16 protein-coding genes are annotated in these 17,023 nt (G+C 73.6%); 5 read left to right on the forward strand and 11 right to left on the reverse strand.

The annotated features are described in order from the left end of the window. Nucleotides 1-79: 79 nt before the first annotated feature. From SM611_RS34680 to pgsA, 5 genes are all read right to left on the reverse strand, one after another. The gene (locus SM611_RS34680) at nt 80-1,114 is read right to left on the reverse strand and encodes a DUF3048 domain-containing protein (protein ID WP_371954571.1); all 1,035 of its coding nucleotides are present in this window, start codon (nt 1,112-1,114) and stop codon (nt 80-82) included. Nucleotides 1,115-1,252: 138 nt separating this feature from the next. Next, the gene (locus SM611_RS34685) at nt 1,253-1,795 is read right to left on the reverse strand and encodes a LemA family protein (RefSeq protein ID WP_371954572.1); all 543 of its coding nucleotides are present in this window, start codon (nt 1,793-1,795) and stop codon (nt 1,253-1,255) included. Between the two features lie 11 nt (nt 1,796-1,806). Then, the gene (locus SM611_RS34690; RefSeq protein ID WP_371954573.1) at nt 1,807-2,964 is read right to left on the reverse strand and encodes a glycosyltransferase family 4 protein; all 1,158 of its coding nucleotides are present in this window, start codon (nt 2,962-2,964) and stop codon (nt 1,807-1,809) included. A 10-nt stretch (nt 2,965-2,974) separates the two neighbouring features. Continuing rightward, nucleotides 2,975-3,916, reverse strand: a complete 942-nt coding sequence (locus SM611_RS34695) for a phosphatidylinositol mannoside acyltransferase (RefSeq protein ID WP_371954574.1) — start codon at nt 3,914-3,916, stop codon at nt 2,975-2,977. Beyond that, nucleotides 3,913-4,596 carry a phosphatidylinositol phosphate synthase gene (pgsA, locus tag SM611_RS34700; protein WP_371954575.1) on the reverse strand — a complete coding sequence of 228 codons (684 nt, stop codon included), beginning with the start codon at nt 4,594-4,596 and terminating at the stop codon, nt 3,913-3,915. Before pgsA ends, SM611_RS34695 begins: the two co-directional genes overlap by 4 nt. 324 nt (nt 4,597-4,920) lie before the next feature. Between pgsA and SM611_RS34705 the strand changes: the two genes are divergently transcribed. The 3 genes from SM611_RS34705 (at nt 4,921) to SM611_RS34715 (ending at nt 8,535) form a co-directional block, all read left to right on the forward strand. After that, nucleotides 4,921-7,086: an elongation factor G-like protein EF-G2 gene (locus SM611_RS34705; protein ID WP_371954576.1), complete on the forward strand. Its 2,166-nt coding sequence runs from the start codon at nt 4,921-4,923 to the stop codon at nt 7,084-7,086. 64 nt (nt 7,087-7,150) lie between these two features. Further along, nucleotides 7,151-7,606, forward strand: coding sequence for a hypothetical protein (locus tag SM611_RS34710; protein WP_371954577.1), 456 nt, complete (start codon nt 7,151-7,153; stop codon nt 7,604-7,606). Then, nucleotides 7,603-8,535, forward strand: coding sequence for a hypothetical protein (locus SM611_RS34715; RefSeq protein WP_371954578.1), 933 nt, complete (start codon nt 7,603-7,605; stop codon nt 8,533-8,535). Before SM611_RS34710 ends, SM611_RS34715 begins: the two co-directional genes overlap by 4 nt. A gap of 5 nt (nt 8,536-8,540) precedes the next feature. Here the strand turns inward: SM611_RS34715 and SM611_RS34720 are convergent, their stop codons facing one another. After that, nucleotides 8,541-8,936 (reverse strand): thiol-disulfide oxidoreductase DCC family protein, encoded by a 396-nt coding sequence (locus SM611_RS34720; RefSeq protein ID WP_371954579.1) that lies wholly within the window; start codon nt 8,934-8,936, stop codon nt 8,541-8,543. After that, nucleotides 8,933-9,559: an HIT family protein gene (locus SM611_RS34725; RefSeq protein ID WP_371954580.1), complete on the reverse strand. Its 627-nt coding sequence runs from the start codon at nt 9,557-9,559 to the stop codon at nt 8,933-8,935. The genes SM611_RS34720 and SM611_RS34725 overlap by 4 nt, the downstream gene beginning before the upstream one ends. Nucleotides 9,560-9,726: 167 nt before the next feature. Between SM611_RS34725 and SM611_RS34730 the strand changes: the two genes are divergently transcribed. Next, nucleotides 9,727-10,332 carry an Asp23/Gls24 family envelope stress response protein gene (locus SM611_RS34730; protein ID WP_371954581.1) on the forward strand — a complete coding sequence of 202 codons (606 nt, stop codon included), beginning with the start codon at nt 9,727-9,729 and terminating at the stop codon, nt 10,330-10,332. Here SM611_RS34730 and SM611_RS34735 read toward each other — a convergent pair. From SM611_RS34735 to SM611_RS34750, 4 genes are all read right to left on the reverse strand, one after another. Further along, complete coding sequence (locus SM611_RS34735) at nt 10,314-10,940, reverse strand: hypothetical protein (RefSeq protein ID WP_371954582.1); 627 nt, start codon at nt 10,938-10,940, stop codon at nt 10,314-10,316. The two genes, SM611_RS34730 and SM611_RS34735, sit on opposite strands and share 19 nt — an antisense overlap. Nucleotides 10,941-11,122: 182 nt before the next feature. After that, nucleotides 11,123-13,108 (reverse strand): threonine--tRNA ligase, encoded by a 1,986-nt coding sequence (thrS, locus tag SM611_RS34740; RefSeq protein ID WP_371954583.1) that lies wholly within the window; start codon nt 13,106-13,108, stop codon nt 11,123-11,125. A gap of 293 nt (nt 13,109-13,401) precedes the next feature. Beyond that, nucleotides 13,402-14,865: a sugar porter family MFS transporter gene (locus SM611_RS34745; protein WP_371954584.1), complete on the reverse strand. Its 1,464-nt coding sequence runs from the start codon at nt 14,863-14,865 to the stop codon at nt 13,402-13,404. Between the two features lie 52 nt (nt 14,866-14,917). Then, nucleotides 14,918-15,550, reverse strand: a complete 633-nt coding sequence (locus SM611_RS34750) for a class I SAM-dependent methyltransferase (RefSeq protein ID WP_371954585.1) — start codon at nt 15,548-15,550, stop codon at nt 14,918-14,920. Nucleotides 15,551-15,725: 175 nt separating this feature from the next. On the opposite strand from SM611_RS34750, the gene SM611_RS34755 reads away from it, so the two are divergent. After that, nucleotides 15,726-16,976, forward strand: coding sequence for a sensor histidine kinase (locus SM611_RS34755; protein ID WP_371954586.1), 1,251 nt, complete (start codon nt 15,726-15,728; stop codon nt 16,974-16,976). Nucleotides 16,977-17,023 lie beyond the last annotated feature (47 nt).

Here is a 17,023-nt window from a genome sequence, read left to right on the forward strand (position 1 = left end):
CCTCTCGACCCGGCAGAGTGTCAATCCGCGGGGCCCGCCGCTTACGGAGTGATCGCCGGCGGGCCGTGCCGAGGGCCGGTCAGGGCGTGTAGGGCTTGCCGTCGTTGACGAGCAGCACCCACACCTGGCCGGGCGCGAACGTCATCGGCTCGCCGCCGGCGGTGGTGAAGGTGGTCCCCTTGCCCTCGGACGGCCGCGACCACTTGGCCTGGTAGGACTTGCCGTCGCGCAGGACGACGGCCCGCCCGGCGCCGGTGGTGTGGATCAGCGGCGTGTAGCTGCCGAGGAAGTCGTGGAACTTCGAGCGGGTGGTCTTGGCGTACTGGATGACGACCGTCTTCCCGCCCAGGCGCCCGCCCTCGGCGGCCCGGTCGGGGCGCCCGCCCCAGCTGGCGAGCCACCGCTTCTCCTTGGCCGACCAGGTGAAGCCCATGGTCGCGGACGGCCAGCGGGCGGTGAACGACCGGGTCGGCCTGCCGCCCGCGGGCGCCTCCCCGAAGCGGAAGCCGATGTCGCGCGGCTTCGCGGCCTGCGGCGCCCGCCTGAGCAGGTCCCGCGGGTTCGCGTACAGGTTGTACGGGATGCGCTTGGCGCTGGACCGGAAGTAGGCGCCGCCCGCCTTCTCCTGCGAGAGGTCGTACAGCGGCGCCTTGCGGATGTACTTCTTCATCTTGCTCTGGACGCCGGAGAAGGCGAAGGCGGGGCGGCCGAACTGGGGCAGGATGTGCAGGTCGGAGATGCGGGCGCTGCGGACGGGCCCGACCTTCTTCGGCAGCGTGGACGAGTAGACGGCCATCAGCCGGGTCTCGCCGCCCTCGACCTGCTCGACGTAGACGATGTCGGCGGACTTCACCCCGCTCTGCGGCAGCGCCGGCGCGGTGTTCTCGATCTTGACGGCGAGGACCGGGTTGCGCAGCCCCTTCGTGCCGCCGGTGAACGGGTGCGCGGCGGGCTCGGGCGTCCGGCTCGGCGACGGCGTGCCCGTGCTGCGCGGCGGAGCCGAGGCGGAGCCGCCGGAGTCCGAGCAGGCCGGCAGGGCGGCCGCGCCGAGGACGAGGACGCCGAGCGACGCGGCCGCGCGGCCCCGGACTGCGGTGGCCCATGCGGATCGCACGATGTACCCCTCCCTTGGACGGTCTGCCAGAGGGTAGCGAACGTGATCGGGTGTGCTCGCCCGTCCAGCGGTACGGCTCCCGCCCCCGCGTGTGATCAATGTCGCTTGACCGATGTCGCGTGACCGATGTCGGCCGGGTCAGATTCCCGGCGGGTCGTCGTCGATCTCGAAGAAGTCCGGCAGCGGGGCGCGCCCGGCGAGCGGCAGGATCCGGATGAGCGGCTTGCGGCGCGCGATCCGGGCCTGGGAGACGGCGTCGTTGTAGAAGTTGCGGGCGTAGGCGACCTTCGCGGCGGCCGACGACAGCTCGTCCAGGACCTCCGCGCCGTCGCCCGCGCCCCGGGCGGTGATGGTGCCGACGAACTCGGGCTGGTCGACGACCGCGCGCAGCGCCCGCGACAGGTCGCTCTCGGCGAACTCGCGGGCCTCGGCGTCGGCGGTGCGCGCCTCGTGCGCGGCCGTCGCCAGCACCAGGCTGGTGGCCGGGTCCAGGAGGCGGGACGCGGCGAGCTCCAGCGCGGCGGCGGCCCGCCGGACGAGCGCGGCGTCCAGCGCGGCGCGCGCGGTCTCGACGCGGACGTGCAGCCGGTCGAGCCGGGTGGCGCGCCACGACACGTACACGACGGCCAGGAAGGCGACGGCGATCCAGAACAGGACGTCGATGATCCAGTCGTAGGACATCCGGCGCTCTCCTACACCCCGGGGCCGGACTCGACGACGCGGGCGCCGCCGTCCGTGACCGTCTCGTACACCCTCAGCACGTCGCGGGCGACGGCCGACCAGTCGTAGGCGCGGACGGCGGCGCGGGCCTCCGCGGACAGCTGCTTGCGCCGGGCCGGGTCGTCCAGGAGCTCGCCGGCCGCCGCCGCGAGCGCCTCGTGGTCGCCGGCCGGGAACAGCGCCCCGGCCCGCCCGCCGAGCAGCACCCGGTCGAACGCCTCGATGTCGCTGGCGAGGATGGGCGCGCCCGCCGACATCGCCTCGGCGAGCACGATGCCGAAGCTCTCGCCGCCGAGGTTCGGCGCGACGAAGACGTCGACCGAGTGGTAGGCGCGGACCTTGTCCTCCTCGCTGACCAGGCCGAGGACGGCGACGCGGCCGCGCAGCTCCGGCGAGACCCGGGCGAGCACGTCGTCGGCGTCGCCGGGCCCGGCGAGCAGCAGCCGCAGGCCGGGCCGGCGGCGGCCGAGGATCTCGAAGGCGCGCAGCAGCACCGGCAGGCCCTTGCGGGGCTCGTCCATCCGGCCGAGGAACCCGAGCGCGCCGCCGTCGGCGGGCGGCGTCCCGGTGCGCCCGTGCCAGCCCGGCAGCGGCTCGGCCATCGCGTACCGCTCGGTCGCGACGCCGTTGGGAATGAGCACGGCGTCGCCGCCGAGGTGCTCGACGAGCGTGGTGCGGGCGGCCTCCGACACCGCGATCCGGCCGGTGATCTTCTCCAGGGCGCTCTGCAGGATCGGCGCGGTGACCGACACCACCCGCGACTTCTCGTAGGAGGCGTGGAAGGTGCCGACGATGGGCCCGTCCGCCGCCCAGCACGCGAGCAGCCCGAGGGAGGGCGCGGCGGGCTCGTGGACGTGCAGGACGTCGAAGCCGCCCTCGCGGATCCACCGCCGGACCCGCCCGGCCGACAGGAACCCGAACGCCAGCCGCGCCACGGACCCGTTGTAGGGGACGGGCACGGCGCGCCCGGCGGACACGACGTAGTGCGGCAGCTCGGCGTCGTCGTCCGCCGGCGTGATCACCGAGACGTCGTGGCCGAGCCCGAGCAGGGCCTCGGCGAGGTCGCCGATGTGCTGCTGCACTCCGCCCGGGACGTTCCACGTGTACGGGCAGACGATCCCGATCCTCATCGGCCGGCCCTCATCCGGTGCCGCCCGCCGGGTCGTCGCGCAGGTCGTCCACCCAGACCTTCTGCAGCATGTGCCAGTCCTCGGGGTGGGCGGCGATGCCCTCCTCGAAGGCGCGCGCGAGCTCCTGGGTCATCGCCTGGATCTTCTCCTGCCTGCCGCCCTCGGCCGGGACGGGGACCTCCTCGTGGACGCGCGCCGCCCAGTACTCCCCCTCGTACCAGAGTGTCACGGGAATGAGGGCGGCGCCCGTCTGCAGCGCGAGCGCGGCGGAAACGGCGGGCATCCGGGCCGTGGCGCCGAAGAACTCGACGTCGACGCCGTTCTCGGTGAGGTCGCGGTCGACGACGAGGCAGACGGGCCGGCCCGCGCGGAGGCGCTGCGCCATCCGCCCGAAGGCGGAGGCGCCCTTGTGGGCGAGGACCTCCATGCCGAGGCTCTCGCGGAACTCGACGAACCGGTCGAACAGCGCCTCGGGCCTGAGCCGCTCGGCGACGGTGGTGAACGGGTACCCGCAGTGCACGAGCCAGGCGCCGGCGTGCTCGTAGTTGCCCATGTGCGGCAGGGCGAGGATGACGCCGCGGCCGGAGTCGAGGTTGGTGAAGATCTTCTTCTCGCCGGTGACCCGCATCCGGCCGAGGATCCGCGCCCGGTCGTACTCGGGCAGCCGGAAGACCTCCAGCCAGTAGCGCAGGTAGGAGCGCAGCACCCGCTTGCTGAGGATGCGGACCTCGTCGTCGACCTCGTCCTTGCCGAGGACGCGGCACAGGTTCCTCTCCAGCTGCCGCACGCCCGCGCCGTACCGGTGCCAGGTGCGGTCGGCGATGGCGGTGAAGGCGAGCCGCGCCATGCTCTCCGGCATCTTGCGGACGACCGTCCAGCCGAGGGCGTAGACGGCGTCGGTCACCTCATCGCGGAGCGACGTCCCGTCGTCCCCGCGGCGCGGCGTGGTCATGGCCGCGGCTCCGGCGTCTTCTCCTCCGCCCCGTTCTCGCGCTTCGCGCCGCTCTCGCGCTCCGCGCCGGGCCCGGCGGCCGCGCCCTCCTTGGCCTGGGCGTACACGGTGGCGAACCGCTGGCCGACCGTGATCGTGCTGAGCGCGGCGAGCGCCCACAGCGCGATCGTGAGGATGAAGGGGACGCCGAGGCCGTCGAGGCCGGCGGCGACCAGGGCGACGATGAGCCGCTCCGCGCGCTCGGCGATGCCGACGTTGCAGGTGTAGCCGAGCCCTTCGGCGCGGGCCTTGGCGTAGGACACCACGACGCCGGAGACGAGGCAGTACAGCGCGACCCCGGCGAGCACGTCCTGGCCGTCCCGGTACAGCCCGATCATCAGCCCGGCGAAGATCGCGGCGTCGGCGACGCGGTCCATGGTGGAGTCCAGGAACGCGCCGAACTTGGAGATCTTGCCGGTGACCCGGGCGACGGCGCCGTCCAGCATGTCGAACAGCACGAACGCGGTGATGACCACCGTGCCCCAGAAGAACTCCCCGCGCGGGAACAGGACGAGGGCTCCGGCGGCGACGCCGACCGTCCCGATGACGGTGATCGCGTTGGGCGAGACCCCGGTCCGCGCGACCGCCCGTCCGATCGGGGTGAGGACGCGCCCCAGCGCGGGCCTGATCTTGTTGAGCATCGCCGTCCGTTCTCGAGGTCTCGGGGTGCGGGCACGTCGCCGGGCGAGGCGGGCCTCCGCAGCGCGCCCATCGTAGTGCGGGAAGGAGGCGGACGCGGCCTCGCCGGGTTTGGGAGCCCGGCGGCCCGGACAGATCACGGATGAATGCCGTTCACCCCTTGTGGTCCCGGCCGTCACGGGAAAGGGTGGTGGTACGGGTGTGACGTCGGTCACGCGCGATTGGACGAGGTCGGACGCCGCACTCGGACGTCAGGGCCGGGCCCGCCGGGCCGGGCCCCAGCCGCACGCGGGCCTCCGCGCGGAGACCCGTCCGAGGAGGTAGTCATGGCGGACAAGGGAGGCCACCCGGGAGCCCCCGGCAGGGCACCGGAGGCCGGCACGTGCGACACGGTGCGCAACGTCGCGCTGGTCGGCCATTCGGGAGCCGGCAAGACCACGCTCGTGGAGGCGCTGCTCGCCGCGACGGGCACGCTGCAGCGGGCGGGCAAGGTCGAGGACGGCACCACGGTCAGCGACTTCGACGAGGTCGAGGTGCGCCAGCAGCGCTCGGTGAACCTCGCGCTCGCCCCGCTCGTGCACGGGGACGTCAAGGTCAATCTCATCGACACGCCCGGCTACGCCGACTTCGTCGGCGACCTGCGCGCCGGGCTCCGCGCCGCCGACGCGGCGCTGTTCGTGATCTCGGCGGTGGACGGCATCGACGGCCTCACCCGGATGCTCTGGGAGGAGTGCGCGGCGGTGCAGATGCCCCGCGCGGTCGTCATCACCAAGATCGACCAGCAGCGGGGCGACTACGACGACGTCGTCATGACCTGCCAGGACGTGTTCGGCGAGGGCGTCTCGCCGCTGTACTTCCCCGCCGGCGGGGAGGACGGCCTGAAGGGCCTGATCGGGCTGCTGTCGCAGCGCTGCCTCGACTACTCGACGGGCCGGCGCACCGAGTGCGACCCCGACCCCGAGTACCTGGAGCAGATCGCCGAGCAGCGCGCGTCGCTGATCGAGGGGATCATCCAGGAGAGCGAGGACGAGACCCTCATGGACAGGTACCTGTCCGGTGAGGACATCGACGTCAAGGCGCTCATCGAGGATCTGGAGACCGCGGTGGCGCGCGGCAGCTTCTACCCCGTCCTCGCGACGTCGGTGCCGCACGGCGACCACCCCGGCCCCGTCGTCGGCATGCTGGAGCTGCTGGAGATCATCACGCAGGCGTTCCCCTCGCCCCTCGAACACGGCATCCCGCCGGTGACGGCGATCAGCGGCGGGCCCCCGAAGGAGATCTCCTGCGACCCGGAGGGCCCGCTGGTCGCCGAGGTCGTGAAGACCACGTCCGACCCGTACGTGGGGCGGATCTCGCTGGTCCGGGTGTTCTCCGGGACGCTGCGCCCCGACACCACGGTGCACGTGTCCGGGCACGGGATGCAGGAGCGCGGGCACGAGGACCACGACGTCGACGAACGCGTCGGCGCGCTGACCTCCCCGCTCGGCAAGACGCAGCGCACGGTGTCGTCCTGCACGGCGGGCGACATCTGCGCGGTGGCGAAGCTCAGCCGGGCCGAGACGGGCGACACGCTCTCCGACCCCGGCGCGCCACTGGTGATGGCGCCCTGGTCGATGCCCGACCCGCTGCTGCCGGTCGCGATCCGGGCCCGGTCCAAGGCCGACGACGACAAGCTCAGCCAGGCGCTCGGCCGGCTCGTCGCCGAGGACCCGACGCTCCGGCTGGAGAACAACGCCGAGACGCGGCAGCTGGTGCTGTGGTGCATGGGCGAGGCCCACGCCGACGTGCTGATCGACCGGCTCAAGACCCGGTACGGCGTCGAGGTCGACCGGGTGGACCTGCGCGTCCCGCTGCGGGAGACGTTCGGCGGGAAGGCCAAGGGCCTCGGCCGGCACGTCAAGCAGAGCGGCGGGCACGGCCAGTACGGCATCTGCCACATCGACGTGGAACCGCTCCCGTCCGGCGAGGGCTTCGAGTTCGTCGACAAGATCGTCGGCGGGGTGGTGCCGCGGCAGTTCATCCCGTCGGTCGAGAAGGGCGTCCGGCAGCAGATGGAGCGCGGCGTGTCCGCCGGGTACCCGCTGGTGGACATCAGGGTCACCCTGCACGACGGCAAGGCCCACTCGGTCGACTCCTCCGACATGGCGTTCCAGGCCGCGGGGGCGCTCGCGCTCAAGGACGCGGCCGGGCAGGTGCCGATCCTGCTGCTGGAGCCGGTCGACGAGGTCGCCGTCCTGATCGCCGACGACTACGTGGGGCCGATCATGTCCGACCTCACCTCGCGGCGCGGCCGGGTCCTCGGCTCCCAGGCGGTGCCCGGCGGCCGCACCATGATCAAGGCCGAGGTGCCGCAGCTGGAGATCGTCCGGTACGCGATCGATCTGCGGTCGATGTCGCAGGGCACCGGCACGTTCAGCCGCTCTTTCCTGCGGTACGAGCCGCTCCCGACGCACCTGGCCGACAAGGTCGCCGCCGAGTCCAGGGACGACTAGCCGGGCCCGCGCGCGTGCCCGGAGCCCCGCCCGCGCCGGCCGGGCGGGGCTCTAGGCTTGCGGCGTGGATCTACCCCCCCTCCGGCTAGGACCCCGCGCGCGGCTCTGGCGTTCATTCGCGGGCGCCGCGGCCGTCGGCGCGCTGTGCTACACCAGCGCCTACGGAAGCAACGACGACTTCCCCCTCGGGCCGATGACGCAGTTCGCGTTCTCGGTGAAGGACGACGGCGGCGCGATCAGCTCGTACTGGCTGGAGGCCGACACGGCGGCGGGCACGCATGTGGCGCTGTCCTTCGACGCCGTCGGGACGGGCATGAAGCGCGCCGAGATCGAGGGGCAGATGCCGCGCATCGTCCGGGACCCGTCGCTGCTGCAGGGGATCGCCGACGGGCAGCGCAGGCTCCACCCGTCCGAGCCGAGGCTCACCCGGATCTACGTCGTGCAGGAGATCAAGAAGCTGAAGCACGGCAAGGTCGTGTCGACGTTCAAGCAGAACCGCGTCGTCTGGGACGTACGGTGACCGCCGCCGCGAGGCCGGAGGCGCCCCGTCCCGTCCGGCCCGCCGGGGACGCCCCCGAGCCCGCCCGCACCGCGTGGGGCCGCTGGTGGTTCGGGCCCGTCCCGCGCGCCCGGATCGCGTGGCTGCGGATCCTCGGCTACGTGTTCCTGCCGTTCGACATGCTGCTGCTGACCAGCAGCTCGCTGGCGCACGCGCGGCTGCCCGCCGACCTGTACCAGCCGGTGCTGCTGGGCCGGCTGCTGCACCTGCCCGCGCCGACCCCGTGGGCCATGTACGCGCTGCTGACCGTGACGGTCGCGGCCGGGCTCGTCGCCGCGACCGGCCGGGTGCTGCCCCGCGCGAGCGGATACCTCGCCGCGTGCGGGTACCTGTGGTGGGTCACGATCAGCATGTCGTACGGCAAGGTCGACCACGACCATCTGGCCCTCGTCGTGGCCCTGTTCGTCCTGCCGAGCGTCGGGCGCGCCGGGATCGGCGACGCGCGGCGCTGCGAGGCGTCGGCGTGGTCGGTGCGGTGCATCCAGCTCGGGGTGGTCGCGGCGTACTTCTTCTCCGCGTGGGCGAAGGTGCGCATCGGCGGGTTCCCGGCATGGCCGAACGGGTCGACCGTCCAGTGGGCGCTGAGCCGGCGCGGGACGCCGATCGGGCGCGCCCTCATCGGCTATCCGGTGCTGCTGAAGTCGAGCCAGTGGTTCATGTTCACCGCGGAGGCGCTCTCCCCGGTGCTGCTGTTCCTGCGCGGACGGCCGCTGTACGCGCTGGTGCTGTTCTTCGCCGGGTTCCACGCCGTCACCTACGCCCTGATGACGATCCACTTCCTGCCGCACGCGATCTGGCTAGCCGCGTTCCTGCCGCTGGAGCGGCTCACCGGGCGCCTGCCCGCGCGGCTGCGCGGCGGGGCGGCGGCCCCGGAGGAGGCCGCCGCCTGAGCCGGTCAGGTGGGGGCGCCGGGACGCCGGTCGGCGGGCAGCATGCACGCCGCCGTGCCGCCCGGCATGCGGTGCCGGTTGTTCGCGACGAGCCGGTACACGGCGTGCGCGGCCCAGCTCACCGGCGGGACCCGCATGACGATCCCGGGCACCCGCCAGAGGCCGCCGGCGGCGGTCAGCATCCGGCCGATGGCGTCCGCTCCGCCGCTGACCCGTCCGGCGCGGTCGACCCACAGCACCTCGTGCCGCGCCCGCTCCGCCGTGGTGCCGAGCGCGTCCAGGTCGGCGAACTGGTAGGCGACGACCTGGGCCCGGACGGGCACGTGCCGTTCCAGGAACCGCACCGAGGACGTGCAGAACCCGCAGTCGCCGTCGTAGACGAGGACCGGCCGCCCGCTCATGAGACCGGCCAGGCGTCGGCGAGCATCTGGCGGGTGTCGCGCAGCAGCTGGGGCAGCACCCGGGTGCGCCCGACCACCGGCATGAAGTTGGTGTCGCCGCCCCACCGCGGGACGACGTGCTGGTGCAGGTGCGCCGCGATGCCGGCGCCCGCGACGAGGCCGAGGTTCATGCCGACGTTGAAGCCCTGCGCCCCGCTGCACTTGCGCAGCGCGGTGAGCGCGCGCCGGGTGAAGGTAGCGAGCTCCACGTACTCCGGCTCCTCCAGGTCGGCGTAGTCGGCGACGTGCCGGTACGGGACGACCATCAGGTGCCCGGAGTTGTACGGGTAGAGGTTCAGCACCGTGTACACCGACTCGCCGCGGGACACGACGAGGCCCTCCTCGTCGGACATCTTCGGGATCTCGCAGAACGGGCAGCCGTCGCCCGAGCCCGCGCCCGTCGGCTTGCCCTCCCCCTTGATGTAGGCCATCCGGTGCGGGGTCCAGAGCCGCTGGAAGTCGTCGGGCGTTCCCCCGCCGCCTCTCTCCTCCTCGAAGCGGGGCGTGCGCGGGCTGCCCGCGCCGGCCCCGGGCGCGTCCTCGCGCCCCTGCTGCACCACGGACTCCTCCGGCTCTGCGGTCAAGGCGGCGGTCTCCTTTTGTTCACGGCCTGACCAGCAGCATAGAGAGGAAAGCGGCGGGGGCTGTAGCCGGGATCCCCTTCCCGGACGCGCCCGCGGGCCCCTGCGCGCGTGACGTTTACGGGTGACTCCGACACCATGGTCGTCCAACCGAACCGTGGGGAGCGATCATGACCGGGCTCGACAAGCGGCAGGGCGAGGGCGGCGAGCCGAGGCCGGACCCCGGGTCCATGCCCTACTTCCCCGGACTGCCCGGGGCGGGGCCGAAGGGGCCGAACGGGACGGTGCCGCCACCCGGCACGCCCCTGCCGCCGCCCGGCACGCCCCTACCGGCGCCGGCCGGTGCGTCCGCGCCCGCGGCCGGGGCGGTGCCGATGACGATGCACGGCTCCCCCGGCGACGTCACCGTGCGGGTGGAGGGCCGCATCACGATCGAGGACGCGGTGCTGGAGAAGATCGCCGCACTGGCCGCGCTGGAGGTGGCCGGGGTAAGCGGGCCGGCCCCGGCGGGCACCCGCGTCGCCGTGGGCGAGGAGGACGTCACGGTCGAACTCGCCATCGCCGTCGAGTACGGCTGCGTGATCAAGGACGTGGCCCACCGGGTGCAGGACAACGTGGCGCGGGTGGCGAGCCAGATGCTGGGGACGCGCGTCGCGGCGGTCAACGTGTCCGTGGGGGACGTCCGCATGCCCGCCGCCGCGCCGCCCCGCCCCCGCGCCGTGACGGGTCAGAGCGGGACGGGCCAGAGCGGGACGGGTCAGACGGCCCGCGCGTAGCAGCTCTGCATGCCGCCGCCGACCGACACCGTGGTGACCTTGACGCGTTCGACCAGGCTCGGCGCGACGCCGGTGAAGTGGAAGGTGTGCGGCCGGCCCGCGCCCGCGCTCGCCTGCTGCGACTGCGGGGACCGCCCCCGCAGGACGAGCTCCGCCCGGATCAGGCCGGTGGCGGAGACGGTGACGAGGACGTCGACGCCGGTGACCGTGGCGCGGTAGAGGGCCGTCCCGTCCGGGCACTGGCCGACCGCGCCGCCGCCGCTGTTCTGCGGCGGGATCCCGGGGCCGCCGCCCTGCCCGCCGGACGTGCCGCCGTTCTGCCCGCCGGGATACGGCCGGCCGCCGTCGTTCTGCTGCGGCGCCGGGTTGGTCGGGGTCGCGGGAAGCCCGGAGCCGGGGACGCCCGGCTGCCCGGGCAGGGACGCGGCCGGGCCCGCCTGCCCCTGCGCCCCGGTCGCGCCCTTCCTCCCGTCGTCCATCACCGGCATGAGGAGCACGATGACGGCGGCGGCGACGAGCAGCAGGGTGCAGCCGTAGCCGGCGATCCGGCCCCAGAGCCGCGCCCGCCGGCCGCGCCCGCCCCGCCGCACCGGCCTCCTGGACTTCATCTCCGCCCTCTCCCCGGTCGCACGTGAGCGACGAGGCTACCAACTCCGGGCGGCGCCCACTCCGCCGTCTCCGGACCCGGAGGCGCCCGGCCCGCCCGCCGTGCCCGCCCGGACGAGGAGCGGCCGGGTCAGGGATCGGCCGGGGCCGCGCCCGCGCGGGGCGGGCGCGGCCCCCTCCCGGCTCAGACCTGGACGCGCGCCTCGACCGCCTTGACGATCTCGTCGACGGCCTCGTCGATCGGGACCCCGTTCTTCTGCTCGCCGCTGCGGTACCGGAACGACACGGCGTCCTTGGCCACGTCGTCGTCGCCCGCCAGCAGCATGTACGGGACCTTCTGCTTCTGCGCGTTGCGGATCTTCTTCTGCATCCGGTCGGAGGAGGTGTCGACCTCGACGCGGATGCCGCGCTCGCGCAGCTTCGCCGCGACCTTCTCCAGGTGCGGGACGTGCGCGTCGCCGATCGGGATCCCGACGGTCTGGACCGGCGCCAGCCACGGCGGCATGGCGCCCGCGTAGTGCTCCAGCAGCACGCCGAAGAACCGCTCGATCGACCCGAACAGCGCCCGGTGCAGCATCATGGGCCGCTGCCGGGTTCCGTCGGCCGCCTGGTACTCCAGCCCGAACCGCTCCGGCTGGTTCGGGTCGACCTGGATGGTGGACAGCTGCCAGGTGCGGCCGATCGCGTCCTTGGCCTGCACGGAGATCTTCGGGCCGTAGAACGCCGCGCCGCCCGGGTCGGGGACGAGGTCGAGCCCGGTCGACTCGGCGGCGTCGCGCAGCGCGGCGGTCGCCTTCTCCCACATCTCGTCCGAGCCGATGAACTTCTCCGACTCGTCGCGGGTGGACAGCTCCAGGTAGAACTCGTTCAGGCCGTAGTCGCGCAGCAGGCCGAGGACGAAGTCGAGGAGCCGCTTGATCTCCTCGCCCATCTGGTCCTCGGTGCAGTAGATGTGCGCGTCGTCCTGGGTCATGCCGCGGACGCGGGTGAGGCCGTGCACCACGCCCGACTTCTCGAACCGGTACACCGACCCGAACTCGAACAGCCGCAGCGGCAGCTCCCGGTAGGACCGGCCGCGCGCCCGGTAGATCAGGTTGTGCATCGGGCAGTTCATCGGCTTGAGGTAATAGTCGCCCCCGTCGACCTCCATCGCCGGGAACATGTCGTCCTTGTACCAGCCGAGGTGCCCGGAGGTCTCGAACAGGTGGCCCTTGGAGATGTGCGGGGTGTTGACGAACTCGTACCCCTCCTCCTCGTGCCGGCGGCGCGAGTAGTCCTCCATGACCTTGCGGACGGCGCCGCCCTTCGGGTGGAAGACGGCGAGGCCGCTGCCGATCTCGTTCGGGAAGGAGAACAGGTCGAGCTCGGCGCCGAGCCTGCGGTGGTCGCGCTTCTCGGCCTCCTCCAGGAACCTGAGGTACTCGTCCTGCTTCTCGCGCGACTCCCACGCGGTGCCGTAGATCCGCTGGAGCTGCGGGTTCTTCTCGCTGCCGCGCCAGTAGGCGCCGCCGGAGCGCATCAGCTTGAACGCGGGGATGACGCGGGTGGACGGCAGGTGCGGGCCGCGGCACAGGTCCTTCCAGCGCAGCTCGCCCGACTTGGCGTCGAGGTTGTCGTAGATGGTCAGCTCGCCGCCGCCGACCTCGACGTCCGCGCCGTCGGCCGCGTCCTCGACCGGGCCGGAGCCCTTCAGGCCGATCAGCTCCAGCTTGTAGGGCTCGCCGGCCAGCTCCGCGCGCGCGGCGTCGTCGGAGACGGGGCGGCGGGCGAACCGCTGGCCCTGCTTGACGATCTCCCGCATCCGCTTCTCGATGCGCTTCAGGTCGTCGGGGGTGAACGGCTCGGCGACGTCGAAGTCGTAGTAGAAGCCGTTCTCCACCGGCGGGCCGATGCCGAGCTTCGCCTCGGGGAACAGCTCCTGGACGGCCTGGGCCATCACGTGCGCGGCGGAGTGCCGCATGATCGCGCGGCCGTCGCCGGACCCGATCTCGACGGGCTCGACGGCGTCGCCGTCGCGCAGCTCCCCGGCGAGGTCGCGCAGCTCGCCGTTGACGCGGGCGGCGATCACGGTGCGGCCGTCGGCGTTCAGGGCCTCGCCCGCGGTGGTGCCCGCCGGCACCGCCCGCTCGCCGCCGTCGAGGGTGATGCGCAGTTCGGACACGGTGGACACGGGTACTCCTCGCGATTGCGGTCTGGGATCAGCGGGTTCCGATGCTATCGACTCGGGGTCTCCATCGGACGCAACCGGCTCCATCGGGCGCTCCTCTCGTCGGGGAGGGCCCGGGGCGGTCCCCGGAACGCGGAAGGGCCCCGGGGATCGCTCCCGGGGCCCTTCCGCTTCGCAATGTCAGGACATGCCGCCGCGGCGCCGGGAGTGACCCGGCGTCGTCGTCTGTGCGGACGCGTGCGGCATGCCACCACTGTAGCCGAACGGACCGGCGGCGGGCACCGCGCGGCGCGCGGTCACGCGCGCGCCCGCGGGGCGGCGAGCTGGTCCATGTCCTCCAGTTCGCGCCCCTTCGTCTCGGGGACGGCGCGGATCACGAACAGGAACGCGAGGACGGAGAACAGCGTGTAGAGGCCGTAGGCGAGGCCGAGGGAGAACCCCGAGATGCCGGGGAAGGTGGTGGTGACCACCCAGTTGGCGATCCACTGCGCGGCCGCGGCGACGGCGAGCGCGGACGCCCGGATGAAGTTGTTGAACATCTCGCCCAGCATCACCCAGACGACCGGCCCCCAGGTCGCGGCGAACGAGGCGACGAAGACGTTGGCCGCGACGAGCGCCACCGGCCCGGCGGCGGCGCCGAGGTCCGGCTTCCCGTCGACCACGGGCGCGGTGGCGAAGCAGACGGTCAGGGCGCCGAGCGAGACGGCCATGCCGGCCGCGCCCGCGAGCAGCAGCGGACGGCGCCCGATCCGGTCGACGAGCGCGATCGCCACCAGCGTGAAGGCGACGTTCACCACCGAGTTGATCACCGAGGTGAGCATCGCGTCGTCCTCGGAGAACCCGACCGCCTGCCACAGCGAGGACGAGTAGTAGAAGATCACGTTGATGCCGACGAACTGCTGGAAGACCGACAGCAGGATGCCGACCCAGACGATCGGCAGCAGGCCCAGCCGGTTCCCGCGCAGGTCCCGCAGGTGGACGGGCCGGTCCTCGGCGATCGACCGGACGATCTCCCGGATCTTGACGTCCACGTCGCCGCGGCCCATGACCCGCCGGAGCACCTCCCGGGCGCGGGCCGTCTGGTGCTTCTTCACCAGGTAGCGGGGCGACTCGGGGATCGTCGTGGCGATCACGCCGTACATGACGGCGGGCACGACGGCGCTGGCGAACATCCACCGCCACGCGTCCCCGCCCAGCGGGAACGTCCCGGACGCGCCGCCGTCCGACACCCGGGCGATGACGTAGTCGACGACGAGGGCCGCGAAGATGCCGAGGACGATCGCCATCTGCTGCAGCGAGCCGAGGCGGCCGCGCAGCGCGGCGGGCGCGATCTCGGCGATGTAGGCGGGCGCGATCACCGACGCGGCGCCGATGGCGAGGCCGCCGACCAGCCGCCAGGCGGTCAGGTCGACCGCGTTGAAGGCCAGCGCCGAGCCGAGCGAGCTGATCACGAACAGCACCGAGGCGAGCAGCATCACCTTGACGCGGCCGATCCGGTCGCCGATCGGCCCGGCGAACCAGGCGCCGACCGCGCAGCCGAGCAGCGCGGCGGACACGACGAAGCCGACGGCGAAGCCGCTCAGGTCGAACTGGTCCTTGAGCGCGTCGACGGTCCCGTTGATCACCGAGGAGTCGTAGCCGAACAGGAAGCCGCCGAGCGCGGCGGCGCCGGCGAGCAGCACGGCGGTGGCCGTCGCGTGCGACCGCTCGTCGCGCTCCTGGTCGTCCGGTGGTCGCGGCTGGCTGCCCGAGGTCGTCATGGGCCCGATCTTCCCCGGGAGGGGGACCTTATGCGGGCCCGCCCGCCGCCGCTCAGTCGCGGACGGCGACTCCGAGGACGTGCGGCGAGGCGGGGTTGCCGCGGCCGGACGAGGGGAAGTCGAACCGCCGCTCGGACCGCACGGTGAAGCCCGATCCGGCGATCCACTCGGCCGTCGGCCGGGACACGTGGCAGCCGGCGGCGAACAGCGGCCACACGACGTCGACGTACCGCTGGAAGCGCACTTTGCCGGGCGTGGCGCCGCGGACGTGCTCGTAGTAGCGCAGCTCGCCGCCCGGTCTGAGGACGCGCCTCAGCTCGGCCAGGGCGCGCACGGGGTCGCGCACGGAGCACAGCACGAGCGAGGCCACCGCCACGTCGAACGAGGCGTCGTCCACGTCGAGGTCTTCGGCGACGCCGGGGCGCACCGTGACCTTGACGGGTGCGCGGGCGGCGGCGTGGTCGGCCCTGGCGCGCAGCCGCGGCTCGGGCTCGACGGCGACCACCTCGGTGACCTCGGGCGGGTAGTGCGCGAAGTTGGCCCCGTGGCCGGCGCCCACTTCCAGCACGCGGCCGGAGGCCCCGGCGAGCAGCTCGGCGCGATGGGCGTCCCCGCCCGCTTTGGCGCAGCCCGCGTCCAGCCGCGGATAGAGCCGGGCGAAGATCGGATGGCTCAGGTCGGTCATGACCGCAGTCTCCGCCGCCGCGCCGGATCACCGCAAGATCCCCGCCCGCGCGGCGGGCCGGGCGCCGGCCCGGCGGCGATCGCGCTGCTCAGAGGTGATACCCGAGGTGGCGGGTCGGATCTCCCTCCCCCGGGTCAGGCCGCGGCGCCGCCCGGGGTCCTAGGCTCCGAGTCAAATGAACGAACCAGACCGTTTCGCGCCCGCGGCCCGCACCCGGCTGCTCGCCGGGGTCCGCTCCGCCCTGATGCCCGGCGGGGACGGCCCGCCCGTCACCCTGCTGCCCGGACCGCTGGTGCTGCGGCTGCCGATCCTGGCGCTGCTCGCCGCGCTGACGATCGGCTTCACCGCGGGCTCCATCGCCATCGCCATCCAGCAGTACCACGTCAGCACGGGGCTCGCCTGGCCGCTCGGCGTGCTGCAGGCGGCGCCGCTGATCTTCGCGGCCCGGTGGCCGCTCGCCGCCTGGCGGGTCGCGGCGCTCGGGCTGCTGATCACGGTCTTCGTCCGGCACGGCGACGGCTTCATGCCGTGGCCGGTCACCGCGATCCTGGCGCTGGTCGTCATCCTGTTCTTCACCGGGGTCGGGTCGGACCGGCAGACCACGGTCGGCGTGGGCGCGGTGACGATCACCGCGGTGCTGGTGCCCGCCGTGCTGTTCGGCATGCCCGGCTGGTTCGCCATGATCCTCGCGGGGATCGCGGCGGTCGCGCTGACGTTCGGCGACGCGGTCGGCGGCCGGCACTCGGCGGTGGAGGAGCTGCGCCGGCGCGAGGAGCAGCACCGGCAGGACCTGGCCCGGCAGGCGGTGCTGGAGGAGCGCGCCCGCATCGCCCGCGAGCTGCACGACGTCGTCGCCCACCACATGTCGGTGATCGCGATGCAGGCGGAGGCGGCGCCCTACAAGATCCCCGACCTGCCGGACGCGGCCCGGCAGACGTTCGGGGTGGTGCGGGACGCGGCGCGCGAGGCGCTCACCGAGACGCGCCGCGTCGTGGGGCTGCTGCGCGCGGACGACGAGGGCGCCGAGCGCGCCCCGCAGCCCGGCCTGGAGCGGCTGGACGACCTGGTCGCCGCCGCCCGCCGCTCCGGGCTGTCGGTCGCGACCGTCGTGGCCGGCGTGCCGCGTCCGCTGAACGCGGGGGTGGACCTGTCCGCGTACCGGATCGTGCAGGAGTCGCTGAGCAACGCGTCCCGGTACGCGCCGGGCTCCCGGGTGCACGTCGAGGTGAAGTACGGGCCCGAGGCGCTGTCGGTGTCGGTCACCGACGACGGGGCCCGCAGCACGCCGGAGGAGTCGCAGGGCGGCGGGCACGGCCTGGTCGGGATGCGCGAGCGCGTCACGATGCTGGGCGGCCGCCTCGACGCGGGCCCGCGCGACGGCGGCTGGTCGGTCACGGCCGAGCTCCCCTACGGGGACGAGGACTGACGGGAGGGGAGGAGACCGCGCTCCGGACGACAACCGATCTTCGTCGC

Source organism: Actinomadura monticuli (assembly GCF_041463655.1).
Classification (GTDB): Bacteria; Actinomycetota; Actinomycetes; order Streptosporangiales; family Streptosporangiaceae; genus Spirillospora; species Spirillospora monticuli.

Bases quoted from the DNA above. Each gene is read 5' to 3' on its own strand.
- SM611_RS34685 (WP_371954572.1), bottom strand. From the start codon at position 1,795: ATGTCCTACGACTGGATCATCGACGTCCTGTTCTGGATCGCCGTCGCC.
- SM611_RS34690 (WP_371954573.1), bottom strand. From the start codon at position 2,964: ATGAGGATCGGGATCGTCTGCCCGTACACGTGGAACGTCCCGGGCGGA.
- SM611_RS34695 (WP_371954574.1), bottom strand. From the start codon at position 3,916: ATGACCACGCCGCGCCGCGGGGACGACGGGACGTCGCTCCGCGATGAG.
- pgsA (WP_371954575.1), bottom strand. From the start codon at position 4,596: ATGCTCAACAAGATCAGGCCCGCGCTGGGGCGCGTCCTCACCCCGATC.
- SM611_RS34705 (WP_371954576.1), top strand. From the start codon at position 4,921: ATGGCGGACAAGGGAGGCCACCCGGGAGCCCCCGGCAGGGCACCGGAG.
- SM611_RS34720 (WP_371954579.1), bottom strand. From the start codon at position 8,936: ATGAGCGGGCGGCCGGTCCTCGTCTACGACGGCGACTGCGGGTTCTGC.
- SM611_RS34730 (WP_371954581.1), top strand. From the start codon at position 9,727: ATGACCGGGCTCGACAAGCGGCAGGGCGAGGGCGGCGAGCCGAGGCCG.
- SM611_RS34735 (WP_371954582.1), bottom strand. From the start codon at position 10,940: ATGAAGTCCAGGAGGCCGGTGCGGCGGGGCGGGCGCGGCCGGCGGGCG.
- SM611_RS34745 (WP_371954584.1), bottom strand. From the start codon at position 14,865: ATGACGACCTCGGGCAGCCAGCCGCGACCACCGGACGACCAGGAGCGC.
- SM611_RS34750 (WP_371954585.1), bottom strand. From the start codon at position 15,550: ATGACCGACCTGAGCCATCCGATCTTCGCCCGGCTCTATCCGCGGCTG.
- SM611_RS34755 (WP_371954586.1), top strand. From the start codon at position 15,726: ATGAACGAACCAGACCGTTTCGCGCCCGCGGCCCGCACCCGGCTGCTC.